The organism is Hymenobacter terricola, assembly GCF_017921975.2.
GTDB lineage: Bacteria > Bacteroidota > Bacteroidia > Cytophagales > Hymenobacteraceae > Hymenobacter > Hymenobacter terricola.
Genome location: NZ_JAGEMO020000026.1, coordinates 1 through 24,918, shown reverse-complemented (window position 1 = coordinate 24,918; position 24,918 = coordinate 1). Strand labels below are relative to the sequence as shown.

The 24,918-nt window shown below is 62.1% G+C and carries 18 protein-coding genes; 15 read left to right on the top strand and 3 right to left on the bottom strand.

Annotated elements, in window-relative coordinates:
- The first annotated feature begins 33 nt into the window (after nt 1–33).
- The 9 genes from J4G38_RS17130 to J4G38_RS17090 all read left to right on the top strand — a co-directional run bounded on the left by J4G38_RS17130 (nt 34) and on the right by J4G38_RS17090 (nt 11,882).
- Nucleotides 34–1,566, top strand: a complete 1,533-nt coding sequence (locus tag J4G38_RS17130) for a tagaturonate reductase (RefSeq protein WP_210519099.1) — start codon at nt 34–36, stop codon at nt 1,564–1,566.
- 64 nt (nt 1,567–1,630) lie between these two features.
- The gene (locus tag J4G38_RS17125) at nt 1,631–3,283 is read left to right on the top strand and encodes a UxaA family hydrolase (RefSeq protein ID WP_210519097.1); all 1,653 of its coding nucleotides are present in this window, start codon (nt 1,631–1,633) and stop codon (nt 3,281–3,283) included.
- A 260-nt stretch (nt 3,284–3,543) separates the two neighbouring features.
- On the top strand, nt 3,544–4,977 hold the full coding sequence (gene uxaC, locus J4G38_RS17120) for a glucuronate isomerase (protein WP_210519095.1): 1,434 nt from the start codon (nt 3,544–3,546) through the stop codon (nt 4,975–4,977).
- Nucleotides 4,978–5,163: 186 nt separating this feature from the next.
- The gene (locus J4G38_RS17115) at nt 5,164–6,174 is read left to right on the top strand and encodes a sugar kinase (protein ID WP_210519093.1); all 1,011 of its coding nucleotides are present in this window, start codon (nt 5,164–5,166) and stop codon (nt 6,172–6,174) included.
- Nucleotides 6,175–6,187: 13 nt separating this feature from the next.
- Nucleotides 6,188–6,844 carry a beta/alpha barrel domain-containing protein gene (locus J4G38_RS17110; RefSeq protein WP_210519091.1) on the top strand — a complete coding sequence of 219 codons (657 nt, stop codon included), beginning with the start codon at nt 6,188–6,190 and terminating at the stop codon, nt 6,842–6,844.
- A gap of 69 nt (nt 6,845–6,913) precedes the next feature.
- Nucleotides 6,914–8,281, top strand: a complete 1,368-nt coding sequence (locus J4G38_RS17105; RefSeq protein WP_210519089.1) for an MFS transporter — start codon at nt 6,914–6,916, stop codon at nt 8,279–8,281.
- A 129-nt stretch (nt 8,282–8,410) separates the two neighbouring features.
- Complete coding sequence (locus J4G38_RS17100) at nt 8,411–8,797, top strand: nuclear transport factor 2 family protein (RefSeq protein ID WP_210519087.1); 387 nt, start codon at nt 8,411–8,413, stop codon at nt 8,795–8,797.
- A gap of 81 nt (nt 8,798–8,878) precedes the next feature.
- On the top strand, nt 8,879–9,886 hold the full coding sequence (gene fbp / locus J4G38_RS17095; protein WP_210519085.1) for a class 1 fructose-bisphosphatase: 1,008 nt from the start codon (nt 8,879–8,881) through the stop codon (nt 9,884–9,886).
- Between the two features lie 49 nt (nt 9,887–9,935).
- Nucleotides 9,936–11,882, top strand: coding sequence for an alpha/beta hydrolase family protein (locus J4G38_RS17090; RefSeq protein ID WP_210519083.1), 1,947 nt, complete (start codon nt 9,936–9,938; stop codon nt 11,880–11,882).
- 12 nt (nt 11,883–11,894) lie between these two features.
- Here J4G38_RS17090 and J4G38_RS17085 read toward each other — a convergent pair whose 3' ends face one another.
- A complete protein-coding gene (locus tag J4G38_RS17085) occupies nt 11,895–12,923 on the bottom strand; it encodes a Gfo/Idh/MocA family oxidoreductase (RefSeq protein ID WP_210519081.1) in 1,029 nt (342 codons plus the stop codon).
- A gap of 373 nt (nt 12,924–13,296) precedes the next feature.
- Between J4G38_RS17085 and J4G38_RS17080 the strand changes: the two genes are divergently transcribed.
- The 6 genes from J4G38_RS17080 (at nt 13,297) to J4G38_RS17055 (ending at nt 23,129) form a co-directional block, all read left to right on the top strand.
- The gene (locus tag J4G38_RS17080; RefSeq protein ID WP_210519079.1) at nt 13,297–18,933 is read left to right on the top strand and encodes a hypothetical protein; all 5,637 of its coding nucleotides are present in this window, start codon (nt 13,297–13,299) and stop codon (nt 18,931–18,933) included.
- A 156-nt stretch (nt 18,934–19,089) separates the two neighbouring features.
- Complete coding sequence (gene plsY, locus J4G38_RS17075) at nt 19,090–19,734, top strand: glycerol-3-phosphate 1-O-acyltransferase PlsY (protein ID WP_210519077.1); 645 nt, start codon at nt 19,090–19,092, stop codon at nt 19,732–19,734.
- Entirely contained in the window at nt 19,722–19,991 is a 270-nt protein-coding gene (locus J4G38_RS17070; RefSeq protein WP_210519075.1) for a hypothetical protein, read from the top strand. The genes plsY and J4G38_RS17070 overlap by 13 nt, the downstream gene beginning before the upstream one ends.
- A 300-nt stretch (nt 19,992–20,291) precedes the next feature.
- The gene (locus J4G38_RS17065; RefSeq protein ID WP_210519074.1) at nt 20,292–20,978 is read left to right on the top strand and encodes a hypothetical protein; all 687 of its coding nucleotides are present in this window, start codon (nt 20,292–20,294) and stop codon (nt 20,976–20,978) included.
- Between the two features lie 96 nt (nt 20,979–21,074).
- Nucleotides 21,075–21,665 (top strand): hypothetical protein, encoded by a 591-nt coding sequence (locus J4G38_RS17060; RefSeq protein WP_210519072.1) that lies wholly within the window; start codon nt 21,075–21,077, stop codon nt 21,663–21,665.
- Nucleotides 21,666–21,764: 99 nt separating this feature from the next.
- Nucleotides 21,765–23,129 carry a dipeptidase gene (locus J4G38_RS17055; RefSeq protein ID WP_210519070.1) on the top strand — a complete coding sequence of 455 codons (1,365 nt, stop codon included), beginning with the start codon at nt 21,765–21,767 and terminating at the stop codon, nt 23,127–23,129.
- An 83-nt stretch (nt 23,130–23,212) separates the two neighbouring features.
- On the opposite strand, the gene J4G38_RS17050 is transcribed toward J4G38_RS17055, so the two are convergent.
- Complete coding sequence (locus J4G38_RS17050; RefSeq protein ID WP_210519068.1) at nt 23,213–23,806, bottom strand: porin family protein; 594 nt, start codon at nt 23,804–23,806, stop codon at nt 23,213–23,215.
- Nucleotides 23,807–23,954: 148 nt separating this feature from the next.
- Entirely contained in the window at nt 23,955–24,539 is a 585-nt protein-coding gene (locus tag J4G38_RS17045; protein WP_210519067.1) for a porin family protein, read from the bottom strand.
- Nucleotides 24,540–24,918: the final 379 nt, after the last annotated feature.

Here is a 24,918-nt window from a genome sequence, read left to right as displayed (position 1 = left end):
CGTTCAGCAACAACTAATATCCCCACCGCACAAATGGACACTTTAAATAGACAGCTGGCTTCGGCCATGCCCAGCAGCACGGCCCCGGTGTCCTGGCCCACGCCGGGCCTGTTTGCCCTGCCCGAGAAGGTGCTGCAATTCGGGACCGGCGTGCTGCTGCGCGGCCTGCCCGATTTCATGATTGACGAGGCCAACCGCCGGGGCGTGTTCAACGGCCGCATTGTGGTGGTGAAAAGCACCGACGGCGGCGACGCCACGGCTTTTGAGCGCCAGGACGGCCTGTACACGGTGTGCATTCGCGGCGTGGATGATGGCCACCCGGTGGAAGAAAACGTGGTGTGCAGCAGCATCAGCCGCGTGCTCTCGGCCAAAAGCCAGTGGGCCGAAGTGCTGAAATTTGCCACCAGCCCCGACTTACAAGTAGTCATTTCCAATACCACCGAAGTCGGCATTCAGCTGGTGAATGAGGATATTCACCTTACCCCGCCCACCTCGTTTCCCGGCAAGCTGCTGGCCGTGCTCTACGCGCGCTTCGTGGCCTTCGAGGGCGACGTGAATTGCGGGCTGGTGGTGGTGCCCACCGAATTGATTCCCGAAAACGGCCGCAAGCTCGAAGCCATTGTGCTGGAGCTGGCGCACCGCAACGACCTCGGCAGTGCCTTTATCGACTGGCTCGAGTCGGCCAATCACTTCTGCAATACGCTGGTCGACCGCATTGTACCGGGCAAGCCCGACGCCGCTACCTACGCCCGGCTTCAGGCCGACCTCGGTTATCAGGACGAGCTGCTGACCGTGGCCGAAGCCTATGCGCTCTGGGCCATCGAAGGCGGCGAGCGGGTGCGCGAGGTGCTCTCGTTCCACACCGTGGCCAAAGGCGTGGTTATCCGGCCCGACATCACGCTGTTTCGCGAGTTGAAGCTGCGCCTGCTCAACGGTACGCACACGCTGAGCTTCGCCCTGGCCCACCTCGTGGGCTGCGTTACGGTGCGCGAGGCCCTGGAAAACGAGAACCTGGCCCGCTTCATTCACAACCTGATGCTGGCCGATTTGCTGCCCGGTATCCCGTACGCCGTCGACGAGAAAGTGGGTCAGCGCTTCGGTATGCAGGTCCTCGACCGCTTCCGCAACCCTTACCTGGAGCACCGCTGGCTGGCCATTGCCATGCAGGGCACCATGAAAATGCAGATGCGCAACGTGCCCACGCTGCTGCACTACTATCAGCAGCACGAGGCTGTGCCGCACTACGTGGCGCTGGGCTTCGCGGCCTACCTGCTGTTTATGCGCAACACGGCTACTGGCGCCAGCACCGGCCAGGGCGAAGCCAACGGCCAGTCCTACCTCATTCAGGACGACCGCGCCGGCTATTTTGCCGACCTGTGGGCCAAGCTGTTGCCGGAGGAGCTGACCGCTGCCGCGCTGCGCAACACCGCTCTCTGGGGCCACGACCTGACTCGCTTGCCCGGCTTCGCCGACAAGGTGAGCCAATACCTGAACCAGCTGCTGGAAGAAGGTGCGCCGGCCACCCTGGCCGCGTTTTTTACCAAAAAATCAGCCTTGGCTAATTAATCAGCACTATGAACGTCATGCTGAGCGGAGCCGAAGCATGACGTTCAGTTAAAAAAAATACCCCGTGAAACATCAAGTTGCCCGCATCCACCCCGCCGACAATGTGCTGGTCGCCCTCGCCGACCTGCCCATCGGCACCGAAGTGCCCTGGGAAAATGGGTTCGTCACCACTTCCGAAGCCATTCCGGCCAAGCACAAGCTCGCGCCCCTGGGCCTGACGCAGGGCCAGCCCGTTACCATGTACGGCGTGCTCGTGGGCACTGCCCGCGAGGCCATCCGCCCCGGCGGCCGCCTCACCACCGCCAATATCCAGCACGCCACCAACAGCTACGACGAGCACGCCCACCGGCGCGCCGCCTGGACTGCCCCCGACGTAACCGCCTGGCAGGACCGCACCTTCCAGGGTTACCACCGCGCCAATGGCCGCGTGGGTACCGCCAACTACTGGCTGGTGATTCCGCTGGTGTTCTGTGAAAACCGCAACATCCAGGTGTTGCAGGATGCGCTGATAACCGACCTCGGCTACGGCCGTCGCAAAAGCTACCAGCCCGAAACCCGCAAGCTGGTGGAGCTGATGCAAGCCGGCAAAACGGTGGAGGAAATCCTCAGCGCCGACCTCGAAGCCAGTGCCGACGCGGCTCAAAATAACCGGCCGTTTCCGAACGTGGACGGCATCCGCTTCCTCTCGCACGAGGGTGGCTGCGGCGGCATCCGCCAGGATGCCCAGACGCTGTGCGGCCTGCTGGCCGGCTACATCACGCACCCCAACGTGGCCGGCGCCACCGTCCTCAGCCTGGGCTGCCAGAACGCGCAGGCCAGCATGCTGCAGGACGAAATCGCGAAGCGCGACCCCCACTTCAGCAAGCCGCTCTACATCCTCGACCAGCAGAAGCTGGGCACTGAGGAAACCCTCATCAGCACCGCGCTGCGCCAGACTTTCGCCGGCCTGATGATTGCCAACCAGGCCCGGCGTGAGCCCGCCCCGCTCAAGGCCCTCAACATCGGCCTGGAATGCGGCGGCTCCGACGGCTTCTCCGGCATCTCGGCCAACCCGGCCCTCGGCCACGTTTCCGACATGCTGGTGGCCCTGGGCGGCTCGGTCATCCTGGCCGAATTCCCGGAGCTGTGCGGCGTGGAGCAGGAGCTGGTGGACCGCAGCGTGAACCAGGAAACGGCCGAGCGGTTCAGCAGCCTGATGAAAGCCTACGGCGACAGCGCCGTAGCCGTCGGCTCGGGCTTCGACATGAACCCTTCGCCCGGCAACATTCGCGATGGTCTGATTACCGATGCCATGAAATCGGCCGGGGCGGCCCGCAAGGGTGGTTCCTCGCCGGTGGTGGCCGTGCTCGACTATCCGGAGCTGGTAACCAAGCCGGGTTTGAACCTGCTCTGCACGCCTGGCAACGACGTGGAATCGACCACGGCCGAAGTAGGCTCGGGAGCGAATATTGTGCTCTTCACCACTGGTTTGGGTACGCCCACCGGCAATCCTATTGCCCCGGTTATCAAAGTGGCCAGCAACACGGCCCTGGCCAGGCGCATGCCCGACATCATCGACGTGAACACCGGAACGGTGATTGACGGCGAAGAAACCATCGAGCAGGCCGGCGAGCGCATTCTCGACTATGTCATTCGCGTGGCCAGCGGCGAGGAAGTGGCCGCCGTGCGCCACGACCAAACCGATTTCATTCCGTGGAAGCGCGGGGTGTCGCTGTAGTCAGACATTAAAAGAACGTCATGCTGAGCTTGCCGAAGCATCTCTACCGCTTCGTTGAATCAGCATTGAATTAGTTACGTGGTAGAGATGCTTCGGCAAGCTCAGCATGACGTTCTTTTAAACTATTTACGCAACCGTTTTCGCTAATAAATACCGAAAGCAGGAGCCTTCAGGAGGGATATGGCGCGGGGAGCGGCCTACCTTCGGTTCCCGAAGCTAAAGCGCATCCCAGGGCTCCCACCCACCCAATTTAGTTGCTCATGAAGCCTTTTCTCAACGACGATTTCCTGCTGCAAACCGCCACGGCCAGCACGCTCTACCACGAGTTTGGCAAGCAGATGCCCATCATCGACTATCATAACCACCTGCTGCCCGACCAGATTGCCGAGGACAAGCAGTTCGACAACATCACCCAAATCTGGCTCTACGGCGACCATTACAAGTGGCGCGCCATGCGGGCTAACGGCGTGCCCGAGCGCTACATCACCGGCGATGCGTCGGACTGGGAGAAGTTTGAGAAATGGGCCGAAACCGTGCCTTACACCCTGCGCAACCCGCTCTACCACTGGACGCACCTGGAGCTGCGCCGCTACTTCGGCATCACCGAGCTGCTGAATAAGGACAGTGCCCGCCGCATCTACGACGAGTGCAGCGCCAAGCTCCAGACGCCCGAGTATTCGGTGCAAAGCTTGCTGCGCAAGATGAATGTGGAAACCCTCTGCACCACCGACGACCCGGCCGATTCGCTGGAGCACCACCAGGCGCTGGCGGCTTCCGGCTTCGAGGTGCGCGTGCTGCCCACCTTCCGGGCCGATAAGGCCATGGCGGTGGACGACGCTCCGAGCTACAACGCTTACCTCGACAAGCTGGGAGCGGCGGCCGAAGTGGAAATCCGCACGTTTGGCGACTTGCAAACGGCCCTGCGCAACCGCCACAGCTTCTTCGCCAGCGTGGGCGGCCGCTTGTCGGACCACGGTCTGGAGCACATTTACGCCGCCAATTACACGGCGGCCGAAATCGACGCCAGCTTCAGCAAAATCCGGGGCGGCAGCGAATTGACTTCGACCGAAAACGTCCAGTTCAAATCGGCCATGCTGGTTTTCCTGGCCGAGCTGGACTGGGAAAAGGGCTGGACGCAGCAGTACCACATTGGTGCGTTGCGGAACAACAACTCGCGCATGCTCCGCGAGCTTGGCCCCGATACGGGCTGGGATTCCATCGGCGACTTCCCGCAGGGCCGCGCCCTCTCCACCTTCCTCGACCGGCTCGATGGCCAGAACAAGCTGGCGAAAACCATTGTCTACAACCTGAATCCAGCCGACAACGAGCTCATCGCCACGATGATTGGCAACTTCAACGACGGCTCGGTGGCGGGCAAAATCCAGTTCGGCTCCGGCTGGTGGTTCCTCGACCAGAAAGATGGCATGGAGAAGCAAATCAATGCCCTGAGCAACATGGGCCTGCTGTCGCGCTTTGTGGGCATGCTCACCGATTCGCGCAGCTTCCTGTCTTACCCGCGCCACGAGTATTTCCGCCGCGTGCTCTGCAACCTGCTCGGCAACGATGTGGAGAATGGCGAGCTGCCGGCCGACATGGACCTGCTCGGCAAAATGGTGCAGAACATCTGCTACGGCAATGCCAAGGAGTATTTTGGTTTCGGCAAAGTGGCGCAGGCCGCAGCCGTAACCGCGTAGCAGTATTGAATAATTGAACGTCATGCTCATCTGGCGTCCGCGTAGCCGAAGCATCTCGCGTGCAGTAGTAATCAAGACGATTGCAACGATTGGATTAGTGATAGCACGCGAGATGCTTCGACTACGCTCAGCATGACCGTTCTTTCGGCCAAGTTTTCAAGTTCCCAAGTCTCCAAGTCTCCACGAATGAAGCAAGTAGTCACGTTCGGCGAAATCATGATGCGGCTGTCGCCGCCGCTGAACTACCGGTTCGCGCAAACCCAGAGCCTGGAAATCGTGTACGGCGGCGGCGATGCCAACGTGGCCGCTTCGCTGGCGGGCCTGGGCGTACCCGCCGCGCACATCACCTGCTTCCCGGCCAATGACCTGGGCCACGCGGCGGCCCAGCAGTTCCGTGCCCTGGGCGTGAACATGGACGCCACTGTTTATGAAGGGGACCGGCTCGGCCTGTATTTCCTGGAAGTAGGGGCGGGGATGCGCGCCAGCAAGGTCGTCTACGACCGCGCCAACTCGGCCTTCGCCAACCTCGACCCGGCCGCTTTCAACTGGGATGAAATCCTGAAAGATGCCGGCTGGCTGCACTGGACGGGCATTACGCCCGCCATTTCGGCCAGCACCGCCGAGGCTACGCGCCAGGCCATTGCCGCCGCGCGCCGCCTGGGCCTCACCGTATCGGCCGATGTGAACTACCGCCGCAACCTGTGGCAATACGGCCAGACCGCGCAATCCGTAATGTCGGAACTGGTGCAGGGTTGCGACGTGGTGGTCTGTTCCGAGAACGACGCCGAGGACTTATTCGGCATCGTGCCACTGCCCGGCACCGACAACAAGTTCGTATCGGTGGCGCAGCAGGTGATGGCGCGGTTTCCGCAAATCAAGCAAGTCATCACCACCCGCCGCAAAACCCACAGCGCTTCGCATAACGGGCTGAAGGGCATTTTTTACGATGGCCAGCAGTTTTTAGAAACCATCACCTACGACATCAACCCCATCGTGGACCGCATCGGCGGGGGCGACGCCTTCATGGCGGGCTTCATCTACGGCTCGCTTGCTTACAACAACCCGCAGCAGGCCCTCACTTTCGGCGTGGCCGCGTCGGCCCTCAAGCACACCATTCACGGCGACGTTAACTTAGTAACCGTGGCCGAGGTGGAAGACATCATGCGCGGCAACACCAGCGGCCGCCTGCTCCGCTAAACTTCTCAATTCCATGGCTCAACTCATTGCTTCCGATACGCTTGCCACGCTGTTGCGCTACCCCGTAGTGCCGGTGTTCTATCATGCCGATGTGGCCTATGCCCAGCGCATGCTGCGGGCCTGCTACGACGGTGGTATCCGGGTGTTTGAATTCACGAACCGGGGCGCAAACGCCCTGGCTGTCTTCACTGAATTGCAGGCTTTCGTGCAAACGAATTGCCCGGACATGGTGCTCGGCATCGGCACGCTGTTCACGGCCGAGCAGGCCGAGCAATTCATTGCCGCCGGCGCGGCCTTCGTGGTGCAGCCCTGCGCCACGGCCGAAGTGGCCGAAGTGTGCCGCGCCCACGACATTCCGTGGCTGCCCGGCGCCCTCACACCGACCGAGATTTACCAGGCCAGCCAGCTGGGTGCGGCCGTGGTGAAAATCTTCCCCGGCAACCTCGTCGGCCCCGACTATGTGAAGGCCCTGCGCGGCCCCATGCCCCACATCAAACTCATGGTAACGGGCGGCGTCGAGCCCACCGAAGCCAGCGTCAGCGCCTGGTTTGGGGCGGGCGTGAATGCCGTGGGCATGGGCTCGCAGCTGTTCAGGAATGCCGATGATACCGATGCCCTGGCCGCCAGCATTGGCGAGCTGATGAAGTTTGTGGATACCCTGAAGAAATAATGCCTGATATGGTGGCACCCACCGCCGGTTTCCGCCGCGAGTAATCCCCGTCTTAAATTCCCGCACTCGATGACACCACTTCCCACCCAATCGCCGCCGGCTTCGCCGCTGGATACGGCCAACGCCGCCATCGGCAAGTACCGCTGGACCATCTGCGGGCTGGTGTTCTTCGCCACCACGATTAACTACCTTGACCGGGCCGTTATCTCGTTGCTGAAGCCGTACCTGGAAAAGGCTTTCCACTGGAATTCTGGCGACTACGCCAATATCGAAATCGCCTTCAAGCTGGCGTATGCGGTGGGAATGGTGGGCGTGGGCCGCATTATCGACCGGCTGGGGACCAAGCTGGGCTACGCGCTTTCGACGGCGCTGTGGAGCGTGGCGGCCATGGGGCACGCACTGGTGAGCAGCACGCTGGGCTTTGGGGTGGCCCGGGGATTTTTGGGCGTCACGGAAGCGGGTAACTTCCCAGCGGCTATCAAGACCACGGCCGAGTGGTTTCCGCAGCGGGAGCGGGCGCTGGCCACGGGCATCTTCAACTCGGGTTCCAACGTGGGGGCCATCGTGGCGCCGCTCTCCGTGCCGTGGATTGCCGAGCACATCGGCTGGCAGTGGGCGTTTGTGATTACCGGGGCGCTGGGTTTTATCTGGCTGGTGCTGTGGTATCTCATCTACGACACGCCGGCCAACAGCAAGCGCCTGAGCAAGGCCGAGTTCGATTACATCAACGCCGATATTCCGGCGGGCCTGCCCGAAGAAGGCGTGACGGAAGAGAAACCCAAGGCTTCGTGGGGCACGCTGCTGGGCTTCCGCCAGACCTGGGCCTTCGTGATTGGCAAGTTCATCACCGACCCCATCTGGTGGTTCTACCTGTTTTGGTTGCCCGATTTTCTCGGCAAGCAGTACCACCTCACGGGCACGGCCATTGCGCTGCCGGTAGCGGCCGTGTACATCCTGTCGAGCATTGGCAGCATCAGCGGCGGCTACATCCCGTTGGGCTTCATGAAGCGCGGCATGCCGGCCTTCCAGGCCCGCAAGCGCAGCATGCTGCTGATTGCCTGCTGCGTATTCCCGATTATTTTTGCGCAGTGGCTGGGCAACATTAATATGTGGCTGGCGGTGCTGGTCATCGGCATTGCGGCGGCGGCCCACCAGGCGTGGAGCGCCAACATTTTCACCACCGTGTCGGATATGTTCCCGAAGCGGACGGTGGGCTCGGTGACGGGCATTGGCGGCATGGCCGGCGGCCTGGGCGGCATTGCCCTCACCGCGCTGGTGCAGAAGCGCATGTTTGTGCACTACGAAAGCATTGGCCAGCTCGACAAGGCGTACTACATCATGTTTTTCATCTGCGGCGCGGCGTATTTGCTGGCCTGGGTGCTGATGTTCACGCTGGTGCCGCGCATGGAGCCCATTAAGTTCGACGATAACAACTAATGAGCGGCGCAGCCGTGCGCGTTGGTCTTTCTCTGGTAACGCAATCAGTATAACTGTCTGGTTATTGCTGCTAGCCTTGGTGCTGGCCTTGCCGCTCATTGCCTTTACTCAGGCATACAATCCGAAAATATGGACCTCGAAAAAGAAGTGGAAGCCCTGGAACGCCAGCGCTTCGAAGCCCAGGTAAGTAAAGACTTCACTGTTCTGGAAAAAGCTTTCGCTGATGACCTGATTTACATCCATTCCAACGGGCATCAGCACAACAAAAGCGAATACCTCCAGAGCATTCGCAGCGGCGAAAGCCAGTACAACAAGATTGACGTGGAAGCCCTGGCTGTGCGCACTTACAACGACGGCAAAACCGCCGTAGTAAACGGCACCGTGCTCATCACCCTGGCCAATTTACCCGACGGCACTCCTAATCTCACCCACCTCAAATACGTGACGGTGCAGGTGAAAGACTCGGAAAAAGGCTGGCAGGTAGTGCTGTGGCAATCGCAGAAACAAGCCTCTTGATTTCAGTGAGCAGTTAACATTCCCATCTAGCTACCAAACCAAAATGGTTAACTGCTCACTGTTAACTGTTAACTGACTACAATGTCCCAGATTACCGAAAACTCCCTGGCCACGCCCGTTGGCACCACGCTGGAGCGCTACATCATGCGCAAGCAGAGCGAATTCGCCTACGCCACTGGCGAGCTAAGCCAGTTGCTGCGCGACATTGCCCTGGCCGGCAAAATCGTGAACCGCGAAGTGAACCGCGCCGGCCTTTCGCGCATCACCGGGGCCATGGGCGAGAAAAATGTACAGGGCGAGCACCAGCAGAAGCTCGACGTGGAAGCCAACATCCGCTTCGTGCGCGCCCTCACCAATGGGGGAGAGGCCTGCGCCGTGCTCTCGGAAGAGGATGAGGAAATCATTCAGACCGGTAATGTTTTCGGCAAGTACGTGGTGGCTATCGACCCGCTCGACGGCTCCTCGAACATCGACGTGAACGTGAGCATCGGCACCATTTTCAGCATCTACCGCCGCGTGTCGCGCATTGGCGGCCCGGCCCGGCAGGAGGATTTTTTGCAGGGCGGCCGGGCGCAGGTGGCGGCGGGCTACGTTCTGTACGGCTCCAGCACCATGCTCGTGTACACCACCGGGCACGGCGTAACGGGCTTCACCTACGAAAACTCGCTGGGTGAATTCTTCCTTTCGCACCCCGATATCAAGATTCCGCGCCACGGGCCGGTGTTCAGCTGCAACGAGGGCAACTGGTTCGACTATCCGGAGTTCGTGCGCACCTACCTCACCAGCTGCAAGGAGCGCCGGCTCACGGCTCGCTACGTAGGCTCATTGGTGGCCGACTACCACCGCAACCTGTTCACAGGCGGCATCTACCTCTACCCGCCCACCGTGGACAAGCCCGGCGGCAAGCTGCGCCTGCTCTACGAATGCTACCCGCTGGCCTTCCTCATTGAACAGGCCGGCGGCATGGCCGTAACCGGGGCCGACGTGGTGCTCGACGTGCACCCCAACGCCGACCTGCACCAGCGCGCCCCGCTCTTCGTGGGCTCCGCCGATTTGGTGATGGAGCTGCAAGCCGTAGCCGCGCAGTAGAGGCATGAGCATGCGCGGAAAAAGCCTTTTGCTCGCGTTGCTAGCCATTTTGGGAAGCCACTTTGCGCAAGCGCAGAAGTCCGGCCCGAACGTGCTCGACTGGAAGGCATCGGCTACGCTCAGCACGTATTTGCTACAGCAAACGCACGCGCAGTACGCCCCCCGCGCCGCCGAGCTGGACCGCGCCGCGCAGTCGGCCCCCGGCGCGGCGGCCTACCGCGACAGCGTGCAGGCGCGTTTCCGGCGGGTGCTGGGGCCGCTGCCCGCCCGCACACCGCTGCACGCACAGGTGACGGGCAAGCTGGCGCGAGCTGGCTTTCGCATCGAGAAAATCATTTATGAAAGCACGCCGCGTCACCACGTCACGGCTAATTTGTACGTGCCGGCGGGCAAGGCGAAAAAGCCGGGCGTGCTGCTGTTTTGCGGGCATGAGCAGGAATCAAAAGCCACGGTTTTGTACCAGAAAACAGCTGTTCTATTCGCTCAGCACGGTTTTGTGGTTCTCGTCATTGACCCCATTTCGCAGGGCGAGCGCATGCAGCTGACCGATGCGGCCGGCAAACCGTTGGCTCGCGGCGGCACCACCGAACACACCTTGCTCAATGCCGGAGCGGCCCTGCTGGGCGAAACCACGCCCGCCGAAGAGCTGTGGGACAACGAGCGCGGCCTCGATTACCTGTTCACCCGGCCCGAAGTAGACACGGCCCGCCTGGGCTGCCTCGGCAACTCCGGTGGCGCTACCCAAACGGCCTATTTCATGGCCTTGGAGCCGCGCATGAAAGTGGCCGCGCTGTGCAGCTACGTGGCCAGCGGCGAACGAAACCTGGAACTGACCGGCCCCGCCGATGGCTGCGTGCAGCTGCCCGGCGCCGGCCGCGCCCGCCTCGATATCGCTGACTGGCCCATCATGTTCGCACCCAGGCCGCTGCTGATACTGGCCGGCCGCTACGATTTCGTGGACTACAATCAGATTGAAGCGGCTACGGCAGAGACTGGCCGGATATACGAGGCTTTGGGCAAACCGGCTCAGCTCAGCCTGTTCACTTACGACGACGGCCACGGCATTTCGCAGCCCAAGCGGGAGGCGGCCGTGGCGTGGTTCCGGCGGTGGTTTTATGGCGATGCAAGTCCGGTGCGGGAGGGTAGTTTGGCGGTATTGTCTGAAAAAGAGCTGCGCTGTACCACCACGGGCCAGGTAAATACTGCGTTTCGGGATGAGGAAACCCTGCCTGCCAAACACCTTGCCCAAGCCAAAATTCTGGCTAGTCAGCGGGGGGCAAACCCGCCCGCTGCGGTGGAAAAATTGGTGTCGCAGCAATTGGGCAGTGCCGCAACAGATGTCAAGAGTTTGGCGATTTCACCGCTCGATACGCTGCGCCGAGATGGTGTTATGCTGCAAAAATTTATTCTTCGCGCGATGGGTGAGCCGCCGCTGCCCGTGCTGGTAGCGCTGCCCCCGGGGAATGTGCCCACCAGGGTGCTCCTCTGGCTGCCCGATGCCGGGAAAGCCAGCATCTTGGACAGTGCCGCGCAGCTTCGGGCTTACCTGAGCCAGGGCACGGCCGTGGTGCTGGCCGACTTGCGCGGCCTGGGCGAAACCACCGACCCCACCGCTTTCAACGACCCCAAATATTATAACCGCGAGTACCGCAATGCCCTGCTGGCGCTGCACACGGGCCGCCCCCTGGTAGCCCAGCGCATTGCCGATATCGCCCTGCTCCGCCTGTTTGTGCGAAGCACCGACCACTTAGCCGGAGCGCCGCTCGAAATCAGGGCCAGTGGCCGGGCTGTGGTGCCGGCGCTCTGTGCGGCGGTGCTTTCGCCCGTCATCACTCGTCTCACCGTGGCGCAACTGCCGCAATCTTTCCAGCAGCTGTTGGAGCATCCTGCCACTAAAGACACGTACTCACAAGTGCTGCCCGGTGTGCTTCAACACTACGACCTGCCCGATTTGCAGCGGGCGCTGGGGGGCCGGCTGGTGGTTGGCAAGCCGTAAGTCAGCAGAGTGTTAAGCCGAGGCGGGCTGCTCCAGCAGCTCATTTTGCCACAGCAGCTGCTCCTCGCGGATAGGGTAGGGGATGCCGTTGCGGATGGTTTGAAACACGGCTTCAAACAGGCCTCTGTAGTTGCCGGGGGCGGCGGGGTCGGGGGTGGTTTCGAGCGCACCGGTGGGGGTGGCAAGGGTCAGGTGGCCTTCCTGGCCGGGTTTTTCGTGGCCGTATTCGGGGGCTTCGGGCGACATTCCGGCCAGCAGTTGGGTTTCCTGCACGTCGGTACGGCCTTTTTGGTAGCTGCCTTGGGTGCCGTGCAGCACGTAGGCCGGGCCGGGCGCCGCCACCAACAGGCCCGAGGTAATCCACACGTTGAGCCCCGCCGGGTAGCGCAGTTGCAACGAGAAAAAGTCCTCTACCTGGGTGCCGGGCCGGAAATAGCCCACGGTTTTGTGCACGCTGAGGGGCCGGCCAAACAGGCTGATAGCCTGGTCGATAATGTGCGGCCCCAAATCATACAGCAGGCCGCTGCCGGGCAACGCTTCCTCCTTGAATTTCTTAGGATTCAGGGCCACCTTGTACCGGTCGTAGCGAATATGCACTTCGATGAGCTGGCCCAGCTGGCCGCTTTCTACCACGCGGGCGACGGCCCCGAAGTCACTGTCCCAGCGGCGGTTCTGGTAGGCAAAGAGGTGGCGGTCCATCTTTTTGGCCAGGGCCAGCAGCTCTTGTAGCTGCGTAACGGAGGTGGCCACGGGCTTTTCCAGCAGCACGTGCTTGCCGGCGCGCAGGGCTTGCTGGGCCAGGTCGAAATGCGTGTTGCTGGGCGTATTCACCACCACCAGCTCAATGGTGGGGTCGGCCAGCACCTCGGCCACGCTGGCATAGCTGCGGATGGCCGGGTAGTCGTGGCGCATGCGCTGCTCGGTGCGTTCCACCACGCCGTGGAGGTCGAAGCCGGGGTGAGCGGCCAGAAAGGGTGCCTGAAAAAGCTTGCCCGACATGCCATAGGCCAGCAAAGCGGTGCGAATGGGAACGGTCGTCATGCCTCAAATGTAAAGCGAATGACCGGTGAGCAAGATGTGCATCGCCGCATTTCGGCTCCAGGTTTGTAATAATATGGGGGACATAAACAGTATGTTATTTAGAAAATAATTGATAATCAACAGGAGTGTCGCGTTAAGCGCTATCGTCAGCGAATTGCTTTTTTGATTGTGCCTAACTTGTACCGGGTTTATTAGCACAACACTGGGCACTTACCACCGCGCCAGACGTTTGCGTTGAGAAGCAGCCGGTCGGGCAGGGGCCGTGTCGTTTGATGCGCGGCCGAGGCCGGAGTGAGCATATGGTATTATGTATGAAAGCGGGGGCGGCCCGCGGCTTGCTTAGCGAGCCCCAATTCCAGTTCAATCTAATGATATGAAGCAAATAGTTCTTTTTACTGCGTGGTTGGGTCTGTTGCTCGGTAGCTATTCAGGCGTGCGGGCGCAGACGAAAGCGCCTGCCCCCGGTGCTGCGGCGCCTGCCGCCGCCCCGCGCTACCAGGTCGGGAAGCTCTCGACCGACCCGGCCCAGTACATCACCGATGTGCAGGGCATGATGGCCAGCACCAACAACGCCACCGCCCGCGCCATGGGCACCCGCCTGAAAGAACTGTGGGGCTCGAACCGCCTCACGGCTTCGCAGCAAGCCCGCATCGTGGCCCTGTCGCAGACCATGCTGGCCAAAAAATTCAAGCCCCGGCCGCACTTTGAGATGTTGTTTGGGGCCATCGTGGGTGGCGCGACCACGGCCAAGCTCAGCGACCAGCAGATGGACCAGTACCTCGACGTGCTGGGCCAAACCCTGGAAAAAGAGACTCCCCAGGAAACCGAGAAATTTATTTTCAGCACCAGCCGCTTCCTCAACGGCGGCTACCTCTACCACTCGGGCTACAATTCGCTGCGCGCCACGGGCGGCACCATTTCCTTCGCGTACTCGCCCATTGCGGCGCCCACTTCCAACCTGGAATTTGGTTCGGAGGCCCCCGCGCCCAAAGAAGAGCCGCTGCCCGCCGCGCCCAAGCCCGTGGCGAAGAAGCCCGTGGCGAAGGCTCCCGTGAAAGCCGCGGCCAAGCCCGCCGCCAGGAAAAAAGCCAGCAGCAGCGGCTGGGACACTGCCGACCTGTGGTCCTCGCCCTCGGGTGGGGGCTGGGGCGACAGCGACGACGGCTGGGGCACCCCGATGAAGAAGAAAGCGCCGGCCAAAAAGCCCGCCGCAACTGCCGCAAAAAAGCCGGCGGGCTCTACGCCGACTGCCCCGGCTAAGGAAGCCGCGCCGGTGGCCAAGTCGTCGGATTTTGATGCGCCTTCGGCTTCGTTTGCGCCCTCGGCGCTGCCGTATGACGACTACGTGGCGCCGCCGGCCCGGGGCGCGGTGATGGTGGTGAAGGATGCCGACCTGTTCATGGCCACGGCCGGCGACTCGGTGGTGCTGAAGAAGGTGAGCGGCACGGCCGTGCCCAGCTCGGGCCGGTTTCTGGCCACAGGCGGGCAGCTGGCCTGGACCATTAAAACCAACCCGGTGACGGCCGACATGGCGGGCTTCGACTTCGACATGAGCAAGCCCGAATTCACGGCCCAGCCCGTGACGCTGACGTACGCGGCCGTGCTGGAAGCCCCCGTGAAAGGCGCCCTGAGCTACAAAAGCGTGCGGCGCAAGCCCGGCGCGACGGACACCGGCTACCCGCGCTTCATCTCGCTCACCAACGATGCCCGCATCAAAAACCTGGGCGACAACATCAAGTACCGGGGCGGCATTTCAATGTCGGGCGGCAAGGTGCTGAGCGCCGCGCTCGACGGCTCGCTGTCCAACCTCACCGTGAGCCTCGACGGCAAGCCCAAGTTCAAAGCGGCTTCGCGGGCCTACGTGCTCAGCGACTCGCTCATCACGGCCAACCGGGCGGCGGTTACCATTTACGAAGGCGCCAAGGACTCGGTGACGCACCCCGGTGCGCAGCTCAAATACTCGAAAGCCAAGCAGCAGCTGAAGCTCGCGCGGGAGGAAGGCCTGTACAAGAACACGCCCTACAGCGACTCCTACCACCAGCTCGAAATCCGCACCGAGGCCCTGACCTGGAACCTGCGCCAGCCCACCATTGACTTCGCCGTGCTGTCGTCGAAAAACCAGCAAACGGCCGATTTCGAGAGCAAGGAATTCTTCACCAACACCCGCTACCAGCAGCTCAAAAGCATCAACCGGCTGCACCCGCTGCAAATGCTGGTGGGCTACAGCCAGGCCCACGGCGACGAGAAAACCATTAATGTGAGCACCTTGGCCACGGATTTGAACACGTCGGTGGCCAACATGCGCAGCGATATGTCCGGCCTGGCCCGCGACGGCTACGTGGCCTGGGACCCCCAAACCGGCAACGTGACCATCCTGCCCAAGGGCGCGCACTACGTGGCCGCTGCTCGCGACAAGAAGGACTACGACCACATCGCCATCAAGTCCCTGTCGGGCTCGGGCCGCAACGCCACCCTCAACCTGAACACCAACGAGCTGCTGGTGCGCGGCGTGGACCGGTTCAACTTTTCGGATGACTCGGCGACGGTGTTCGTGCGGCCCGACAGCGCCATCATTCGCATCGAGAAAAACCGGAACATCAATTTCAGCGGCACGGTGGTGGCGTCGGCCATGCGCTTTAAGGGGCGGGATTTCAAGTTTGACTACGACGGCTTCTACGTCGACATGGCCAAGATAGACTCCATCGTGATTCGGAGCGAGCCCAAAACGGCGGCGGGCAAACCCACGGGCAAGCACGCCGACTTCGCCCTCACCAACAAAGGCAAGGTATCCACCGGCCGCCTCTTTCTGAACGACCCCAAGAACAAGTCGGGCCGCAAGAAAAAAGGCCAGTACCCGGCGTTCGACTCCAAGAGCGGAGCCAACGTGTACTTCGGCAAGCAGGACGTGCTGGGCGGCGCCTACGACTCGACGATGGTCTTCGATATTCCGCCGTTCAAGCTCGACTCGCTCAATGGCATCGGCAAGTCGGCGTCGGGCTTCGATGGCACGTTCCGCAGCGGCGGCATCATTCCCGACATCAAAACCAAGCTCACCATGCAGCCCGATGGCTCGCTGGGCTTCATCTACGACGTGCCGAAGGACGGCTTCCCGCTCTACAAGGGCCGCGGCCGCGTGTTCAACAAAGTGAAGATGGACGGCAAGGGCCTGCAGGCCGACGGCACCGTGACGTATCAAACCGGCACGTTCACCTCCGACAGCTTCGTGTTCTACCGCGACTCGGTGGTGGCCGTGGGCAAAACGGGCACCATTCTGGCCAAAAAGGAGGGCGATGTCGACATTCCCCGCATGAACTTACCCACCGGCTACCTCATGAACTGGAAGGTGCGCCAGGACTCGATGTACCTGTCTACCCCGCCGGGCGGCGAGTCGTCCATCCGCCTGTACTCGGCCGTATCCGACCCCAAATCCAAGACCATTACGTCCTACAATTTCCGGGGCACGGCGCTGCTGACGCCCAAAAACGCGGGCGGCAATGGCCGCCTCGACGGGCCGCAGTCGTTCATCAAATCGCCGGAGTTTACATTTAAATCCAACAGCTATTCGGGCAAAAAGGCCATTCTCAGCGTCAAATCGGCCGAGGCCAATAAGCCCGCGCTCACGGCCAACGACGTGAATTTCGAATACAACCTGAAGAAGGGCTACGCCGATTTCAAGCGCGAGGAAGGCAGCAAAGCCAGCATCGACCTGCCGTATTCGAAATTCAAAACCACGCTCAGCGGCGGCCATTGGGACTTCAAGAAAAAGCAGGTTAAGCTGCGCGTGGCCACCAATGGCGACTCCACCAAGTCGTACTTCTACTCCACCAATCCCGACCAGCAGGGCCTGAAATTCAAGGCGGCCACCGGCGTATACGACCTGGCCAAGTACCAGATGAAGGTGGGCGGCGTGCCCTACATCGCCGCTGCCGATGCCTGGATTATCCCCGACTCGGGCAAGGTCAGCATCGGGGCCAATGGCCGCCTGCAGCGTTTCAAAAGAGCCGGCATCCTGCTCGATTCGCTGGCTAAGTTCCACAAGCTTTACAATGGCAACATCGAGGTGCTCTCGAAGGTGGCCTTTACCGGCAACGCCCTCTATAGCTTCAAAACGGCCCGCGACTCGGTGGCCCTGCGCTTCACCAACTTCGGCCCCGACCAGGCCTCTATGCTGGTAGGCAAGGCCGCCAAAGCCGCCCATAAAGAGAAAGAGAAAGAGAAAGAGAAAGAGAAAGATGGCATGGACAGCGGTGGCGGGGCCGCCGCCGGGGCCGCCACCGTGGCCACCGCCACCGTGGACGCCGCTACCAAATTCCAGCTCACGCCGCGCATCGGCTACCGGGGCGGCGTGCAGCTGAACTCGCAGCGCCGCGGCTTCGTGTTCGATGGCCAGGTGCAGCTCCAGTTTGGCAAAGACCGCAACTCCGCCGAATGGATTGCGGTGAAGGATTCCATCGACCCCAAGAACTTTAGCCTGAACCTGAAAGACATCAAGGCCGAGGACGGGGCCCCGCTCGTGACCGGCCTGTTCGTCTCGGACCAGACCAACAAGCTCTATCCGCTGTACGCCGCCACCGTGCCCAACCCCACCGACGTGCCCGTGTTCAAGGTGGATGGCAAGCTGCGCTACGACGACCGCAAAGGCGTGTACAGCATCTCGCGCAACGACATTACCGACGTCAACGCCTACGAGGGCGCGGCCCTCACCTACACCGATTCCACCAACGCGCTCAGCTTCCGCGGGCCCATGTCCTTCATCACGTCCAACAAGGACTACAAAATGGTGGGCAGCGGCGTGGGCACCGCCAACCCCGACAGCGCCCGCTACGCGGTGGATGCCCTGCTGGGCATCGACATCGTGATGCCGCCCAAAGCCGTCGACATCATGGGCGCGGAGATTGCCAAAATCACCAAAGGCTCGCCCGAGGCGCAGGACGGTGGCACCAACGAGCTCTACAAGCTCGGCCAGTTCATCGGCGACAAGGGCGTGGAGGCCTACACCATGCGCAAAGGCGCCGCCGACCCGCTCATGAAGCTCTCGCCCAAGCTGGCCCACACCATCCTGCTGAGCAAGGTGAACCTGCGCTGGAACGAGAGCAAGCGCGCCTGGTACTCGGTGGGCCAGCTCGGCCTCGGCGGCATCGGCAAGCAGCCTTTGAACGCGATGATTAACGGCTACGTGGAAATTCGCCGGGAAAACGCCTCCGATGTCGTGGAGCTTTACCTCGAACCCGAACCCCAGAGCTGGTATTACCTGAAATACGCCAACAACGTGCTGCTGGCTAAGTCGCAGAGCGAAGATTTCGACGGTGAGATTGGCAACAAGGCCAAGGGCAGCATCGAAACGGCGACCAACTACGGCGTGTTCCTGGGCGATTTCCCGGACGTGGACGCCTTCCGCTCGCACTTCGAGCGGGACTACCTGCACAAGTCCGGCAAGCTGGCCGCCCGCCCCACCGCCCCGGCCCCGGCCGAAACCTTCGACGCGGTGGACAGCAAAAAGAAGAAGAAAAAGGGCAAGGGCGACGACGCCTTTGGCACGGATGCCAGCGCCGACCCCAACGCCAACCCCGGTGCCGCTACCGCTGATGCCGCCCCCGAACCGTCCAGGAAGAAGAAAAAGGCCAAAGCCAACGACCCCTTCGGCGACGGCGTGATGGACGACCCCAACGCCCCGGCCCCCGCCCCGGAAACCACCAGGAAGAAGGAGAAAACCAAGGACAAGGCCGCCGACGCCGACGCTCCCGCCACGGCCGACGCCCCCGCCGCCGAGCCCAAAAAGGTGAAGACCAAAGCCAAGGACGCCGACCCCGCCCCGGCCGACGCGGCCCCCGCTGCGGCCGACACCGCCCCCGACCCCGCGCAGGCCAAGAAAGAAGCCGACCGCCTGGCCAAGGAAGCCGAAAAGGCGAAGAAGGACGAAGAGAAGGCCAAGAAGGACGAGGAGAAAGCCAGGAAGGACGCGGAAAAGAAAAAGAAGAAAGCCACCGACGACCCCTTCGGCGACAGCTAAGCCGGGGCGAAGGCAACACGTAAAAAGAACGTCATGCTGAGCGCAGCCGAAGCATCTCTACCGCGCAACTAATTCGATTTAGTATTGCACGCGAGATGCTTCGGCTCCGCTCAGCATGACGTTCTTTTGTCTCCATTATTACGCCCTAACCGCCACATGCCCATTCTCTACATCCTCCTTGCCCTCGTCGCGGCCTACCTGCTCGGCTCCATTCCCACGGCCTTGTGGGTGGGCCGCCGCTTCTTTAACCTGGCCGATATCCGGGAGCACGGCTCCGGCAACGCGGGCGCCACCAATACCTTCCGCGTCCTCGGCCCCAAAGCCGGCACGGCCGTGCTGCTCGTCGATGCGCTGAAGGGCTTCGTGGCCGCCTATTTTCTGCCCAACTGGCTGCTCAGCCAGGGCGCCATCGAGCCGGGCCAGGTGCTGTACTTCCGGCTGGCGTGCGGCGTGCTGGCTGTGGTGGGCCACATCTACCCGGTGTTTGCGCAGTTCCGGGGCGGCAAGGGTGTGGCCACCATCCTGGGCATGATGCTGGGCGTGGCCCCGGCCACGGTGGGCGTGTGCATGCTGATATTTATCGTGATACTGCTGCTGTTCCGCTACGTGTCGCTGGCCAGCATGACGGCCGGCCTCAGCTTCGCGCTGCTGCAACTGCTGCCCCAGTTCCGGCCGGCGCAGCCGTTCATGGTGGGCGTGGGCTTCGTGCTGGCGGCGCTGCTCATCTACACGCACCGGGCCAATATCGGCCGGCTCCGGAGCGGGACCGAGAGCCGGGTGCCGCTGCCGTGGGCGAAGTAGCAATGCTGCAGTTTGCTGATAAACTGTTTGTGATTTATGACTGGACGACATTTCCAGACAAGCACGCAATCCGCAACCTCTATGCCTACGATTCGGAAGGTGAACGATTATGGATAGCAGAAGAGCGACGCTCTGGCGATTTTTTTACCGGCTTTGTAGGCGATGGTAAACTCTTGCAGGCCGCAACATGGGATTGTTTTTGCTGCACCCTTACCCCTGAAACTGGCGAGATACTCGATTCGTATTTTACTAAGTAGCTATCCACCCAACCCACCCCCCGGCACCCCCGAAACACCCGAAATAGCTCCGGTAACTGCTTTGGTCGCGCCGGGAAGTGCTTCGAAGAGGCCGGGGAAGGTTTCAAGCGGGCCGGGGAGTGGGGCGGGGGAGCCGGGGAACGCCGGGAGGGAGCCGGATGGTGCTTCGGGCGGGCCGGCGGCTGCTTGGCAGCGGCCGGAAAATACTTCTGGCTCGGCGGGAAATATCCCGATACCTTCGGGGCGGCAGCTGCCCGGGCGGCAGGTGTGATGTTACCCATCTCATTCCCCCACATTTTTATGCTTGACAAAGACCCCATCGCCGAGTACCCTTCTACCCAGGCCGCCCTTTGGGAACGCTGCCTCGCGATGAGCGCCACCGCCCGCCGCGACGCCGCCGAGCTGGCCAGGCGCGGCATCACGGCCGCCGCGCTCACCAAATTCGATGCCGACACCGCCACCTTCGGCACCATGGACCCCGACACCGTGCTGGTGCAGGAGGCCAAGGTGGTGACCGACGACAAAGACGAAACCCAGGCCCGGCTCGAAACCGCCATTCAGGCCGTGATGGACTGCGTGGGGCTGAAGGACGACCCGCGCACGGCCGCCTACAAGCGCTTTGGCGTGAGCGACGTGACCAGCCTGGGCCAGGCCAAGCTGCACCTGGCCGCCACCATGGTGGCCAGGCAGGGCCGCAAGTACCTGGCCGACTACGCCGATAAGGGCCTCACCGCCGCCATGCTGGCCACCGTGGAAACCGAGAACACCGCCTTCGTGGACCAGATGGCCGGCCGCTACGAGGCCGTGAGCACCCGCGCCGGGGCCACCCGCGCCCGCATCGTGTTTGCCAACGGCCTCTACCGCCAGCTGGTGGCCCTGGCCAACGCCGGCCAGGCCGCCTGGCGGCTCGCCGATGCTCAAAAAGCCCACGAGTACGTGATTGACGCCGCCCCGGCCGATACCGCGCCGGTGGCAGCCAAGCCGTAGGCCAGGGCTTTTTTGGGCAACGCAACGCCCCGGCAGCTGCCCGCTGCCGGGGCGTTGCGTTGGCGGGGAGGGGATTTCGGGCGCTACTTTTAGGCGATGTTCCGCACGCTGCCCAACTTGCTGCTGGCCTTTGGGCTGGCCCTGCTGCTGCTAAAGCCGGCCGCCGCCCAGCGCTACAACGTGCCGCTGGCCGCCCCGCCCGCCGGCTTTGCCTGGCAGGCGCTGCCCGACGGCAAGGCCGCCGCGCTGCTTCCCGCCGGCTGGTACTACCGGGCCGAGGGCCGGAAGGGCGCGCCCACCTACTACCTCACCCAGGAGCCCATCGGCGAAAGCGGCGAGTTTGTTACGGGCCTCTCGCTGCAAGTGGTGCGCAAGGCCACGGCCCACACCAAGCGCCCCGCCCCCGAATACGCCGAGCTGCTGATGCTGCGCATGGGTTTCGGCCGGAGCCAGCAGGTGCTGGAAAAGGCGACAGCCGTGGAAGGCCCCTGGCACAAATGGACGGTGCGCTACCGCGACGCCCCGCCCGATGCCGACCCGCGCACCGTGTACCAGCTGGCCCTGGCCAACGCCAAAACCGACACCCTCTACCTGCTCACCTTCGAAAGCCCCGAGAACGACTGGCCCGAAGCCTGGAAGCTGGGCGAGGTGATGGTGCGGGAATTGGTGCTGGATTCCCGGCAGTAAACGCTGGCGCTGCTGGCGCGGGCCGGTGGCCCGCGCCAGCGTTCCGGCCCGGCCCGCTACTTTTACCCCCGCATTCCCAACCTCCAACCTCCGCTCCGTATGGCCCACTATCTTTCCGATAACCAAACCCGCTTCCTCGACGAGCTGATTGACTGGCTCCGCATCCCCTCCGTGTCGGCCGACCCGAAATTCCACGCCGACATCTTAAAGGCCGCTGATTACCTGAAAATGCGCCTCGAAGAAGCCGGCGTCCAGAACGTCGAAATCTGCCCCACGGCCGGCAACCCCATCGTGTACGGCGAATACGTGGTGGGCCCCGAGGCCAAAACCGTGCTCGTGTACGGCCACTACGACGTGCAGCCCGCCGACCCCTACGAGCTGTGGACTTCGCCGCCTTTCGAGCCGGTGATTAAGGACGGTCAACTCTACGCCCGCGGGGCCTGCGACGACAAAGGCCAGGTCTACATGCACGTCAAGGCCTTCGAGATGATGATGCGCGACGGCCAGTGCGGCGTGCCCTGCAACATCAAGTTCATGTTCGAAGGCGAGGAAGAAATTGGCTCCAACAACCTCGAAATCTTCGTGAAAGCGAACAAGGAGAAGCTGAAGGCCGACGTCATCCTCATCTCCGACACCGGCATTCTGGCCAACGATGCGCCCAGCATCGAAGTGGGCCTGCGCGGCCTGAGCTACCACGAAGTGACCGTGACCGGCCCCAACCGCGACCTCCACTCCGGCCTGTATGGCGGCGCGGTGCAAAACCCCATCAACGCCCTGTGCGAGATGATTGCCAGCCTGCACGATGCCGATGGCCACATCACCATCCCCGGCTTCTACGCCAACGTGGACGAGCTGAGCGCCGACGAGCGCGCCGAAATGGCCAAAGCCCCATTCTCCGAGGACGAGTTCAAAAAGAGTATCGGCCTGCCCGCCAGCTACGGCGAAAAAGGCTACTCCAGCATGGAGCGCACCAGCATCCGGCCCACGCTCGACGTGAACGGCATCTGGGGCGGCTACACCGGCGAGGGCGCCAAAACCGTCATCGCCTCGCAGGCCCACGCCAAAATCTCCATGCGCCTGGTGCCCCACCAGACCTCGGCCGAAATCACGGCCCTGTTCCAGGCGCATTTCGCCAGCATCGCCCCGGCCGGCGTCACCGTCGAAGTGCGCCCCCACCACGGCGGCGAGCCAGTGGTGACGCCTACCAACTCCATCGCCTACAAAGCCGCCGCCGATGCCATGGAAACCACCTTCGGCAAGCGCCCGGTGCCCACGCGCGGCGGCGGCTCCATCCCCATCGTGGCCATGTTCAAGTCGGAGCTGGGGCTGGATACCGTCCTGCTCGGCTTCGGGCTCGATTCGGACGCCATCCACTCGCCCAACGAGCATTTCGGGGTCTTCAACTTCCTGAAAGGCATCGAAACCATCCCGCATTTCTACCGCAACTACGCGGCGGCGGAGTAGGGGCGGAGCCGGTCGGCATTCACGAAAAAGCCCGGCCTCCGCTTCTGGAGGCCGGGCTTTTTCGTGCCTGATACGCCGGAGGATTATCCACCAAACGAGTACGTCAGGTACAGCTGAAATACGCTGTTCCGAATGTTGTTCTGCACAGTCACGTTACCGGCCGTATACGATTTTTCGACGTTGGTAAACCCGCCGTTGTAGCGCAGGCCGACGCCGGGGCCGGTTTTGCGCTGGTAGCCTAACCCGACCAGATAGCCAAAATCAACCGTATTGTAGAGGGGTTTGCGGTCCAGGCTGAGGTTGCCGGCCTGGTCTTTGGCCGCCAGCAGAAAACCCACTTGCGGGCCGGCCTCGAAGAACAAGCCATCGGCATTGACGTGGAAAGACAACGGGACGTCGACGTAATTCAAGCGCGTGGTCACATCCGAGGTCGAAGTCTTGGCACCTTTCTGCGAGTAGATGATTTCGGGCTGGAAGGCAAAAAGGTCGGTGATGCCAATGTTGGCGAAAGCCCCCGCGTGAAAGCCAAAAATACTTTCGTAGTTGGTGGCCTGCTTGCCGACAAACGATGAATACGAGCCGCCAGCCTTCAGGCCCAACGAAACGTTGCTATGCTGCGCTTGTGCCACGCCGGTTAGGCCACCCATCAGGGCGATGGTAAAAAGAGTCTTTTTCATAAGCATCTGGGATTTGGATAGAGCCACAAAGCTACGGCTCGCACAAGGCCGCCCTGCCCAATTATGCGGCAGCCAGCCGCATATTCAACGCAAAAGCCCGGTTTCCATTGCGGAAACCGGGCTTTTACCTGATTCAGCGAGCCGTAGCCTAGCCGCCAAACGAATACGCGAGCACCACAAACACGGAGCTCGACTTGAACTTGCCGGTGCCCAGGGCAGTCGCGGTGTTGCTTTTGAAGACGTTGGACGCGCCGCCGTCGTAGCGCACGCCCAGCGACGGGCCGTGGCCCAACTGATAGCCCACACCCACCACGTAGTCCAGAATCACGCTGTTGACCTGGCTCTTCACGTCATTGCCGTCCTCATCCACGGCCTTAATCGGCACGCTTACCTGGGGACCGGCCTCCAAAAAGAGTCCCCCAACGTGGTAGCGGGCCAGCAGCGGTACGTCGATGGTGTTGATGTCGCGGTTCAGGTTCGCGTCGTTCGAGGTATCAAAATAGCGCATCGTGTACAGCACTTCGGGGTGAAAGGACACCTTTTCCGAAACGTTCAAATCGGCCGTCAGGCCCGCCTGGTACGCCGAATGGCTCACCGAAGTGTACTGGTTGTTGTTTAGCAGGCGGTCGCGGCCGTAGGCCACCGTGATACCGACTGTAGTGGCCCGGTTTTGGGCCTGGACAGCACCGGCTACGCTAACCACCAAGGCCAGCGAAGTGATGATTTTCTTCATGTTAAAGAACGAAATAGAATGGGGGTGGGTAAGCATAAGTGCGCTGTTCCAGCGCCGGGGCGTATACTAATTTCATCCGTCGATAGTTGCCCGTACAGCATAAAAAGCGCCTTGGGGCAGCTCCCAAGTTTTTCTTTCCCAGGCCTGGCTCAACGCCAAAGGGCCCGGCCTCTGTAGCAGAAGCCGGGCCCTTTGGCGCGGGAGCAAGGTGGCAGCTAGTGCTTAGTCAGGGGAATTATCAATCCTAATTTTCTGGTAATGCCGTCCGAGTTTGGTGCGGGCCTTCTCCAGGGTAAATTGCCAGCGCACGGTGGCGCGGGCGGCATTGCGCTGGGCCACGCAGGCGGCCACGTGGGCGGAGAGTTCCTCCTGGGTGGGA

Coding starts and splice junctions, on each gene's coding strand:
- J4G38_RS17130 (WP_210519099.1), top strand. CDS start 34: ATGGACACTTTAAATAGACAGCTGGCTTCGGCCATGCCCAGCAGCACG.
- uxaC (WP_210519095.1), top strand. CDS start 3,544: ATGAAGCCTTTTCTCAACGACGATTTCCTGCTGCAAACCGCCACGGCC.
- J4G38_RS17115 (WP_210519093.1), top strand. CDS start 5,164: ATGAAGCAAGTAGTCACGTTCGGCGAAATCATGATGCGGCTGTCGCCG.
- J4G38_RS17110 (WP_210519091.1), top strand. CDS start 6,188: ATGGCTCAACTCATTGCTTCCGATACGCTTGCCACGCTGTTGCGCTAC.
- J4G38_RS17105 (WP_210519089.1), top strand. CDS start 6,914: ATGACACCACTTCCCACCCAATCGCCGCCGGCTTCGCCGCTGGATACG.
- J4G38_RS17100 (WP_210519087.1), top strand. CDS start 8,411: ATGGACCTCGAAAAAGAAGTGGAAGCCCTGGAACGCCAGCGCTTCGAA.
- fbp (WP_210519085.1), top strand. CDS start 8,879: ATGTCCCAGATTACCGAAAACTCCCTGGCCACGCCCGTTGGCACCACG.
- J4G38_RS17085 (WP_210519081.1), bottom strand. CDS start 12,923: ATGACGACCGTTCCCATTCGCACCGCTTTGCTGGCCTATGGCATGTCG.
- J4G38_RS17080 (WP_210519079.1), top strand. CDS start 13,297: ATGAAGCAAATAGTTCTTTTTACTGCGTGGTTGGGTCTGTTGCTCGGT.
- plsY (WP_210519077.1), top strand. CDS start 19,090: ATGCCCATTCTCTACATCCTCCTTGCCCTCGTCGCGGCCTACCTGCTC.
- J4G38_RS17065 (WP_210519074.1), top strand. CDS start 20,292: ATGCTTGACAAAGACCCCATCGCCGAGTACCCTTCTACCCAGGCCGCC.
- J4G38_RS17060 (WP_210519072.1), top strand. CDS start 21,075: ATGTTCCGCACGCTGCCCAACTTGCTGCTGGCCTTTGGGCTGGCCCTG.
- J4G38_RS17055 (WP_210519070.1), top strand. CDS start 21,765: ATGGCCCACTATCTTTCCGATAACCAAACCCGCTTCCTCGACGAGCTG.
- J4G38_RS17050 (WP_210519068.1), bottom strand. CDS start 23,806: ATGAAAAAGACTCTTTTTACCATCGCCCTGATGGGTGGCCTAACCGGC.
- J4G38_RS17045 (WP_210519067.1), bottom strand. CDS start 24,539: ATGAAGAAAATCATCACTTCGCTGGCCTTGGTGGTTAGCGTAGCCGGT.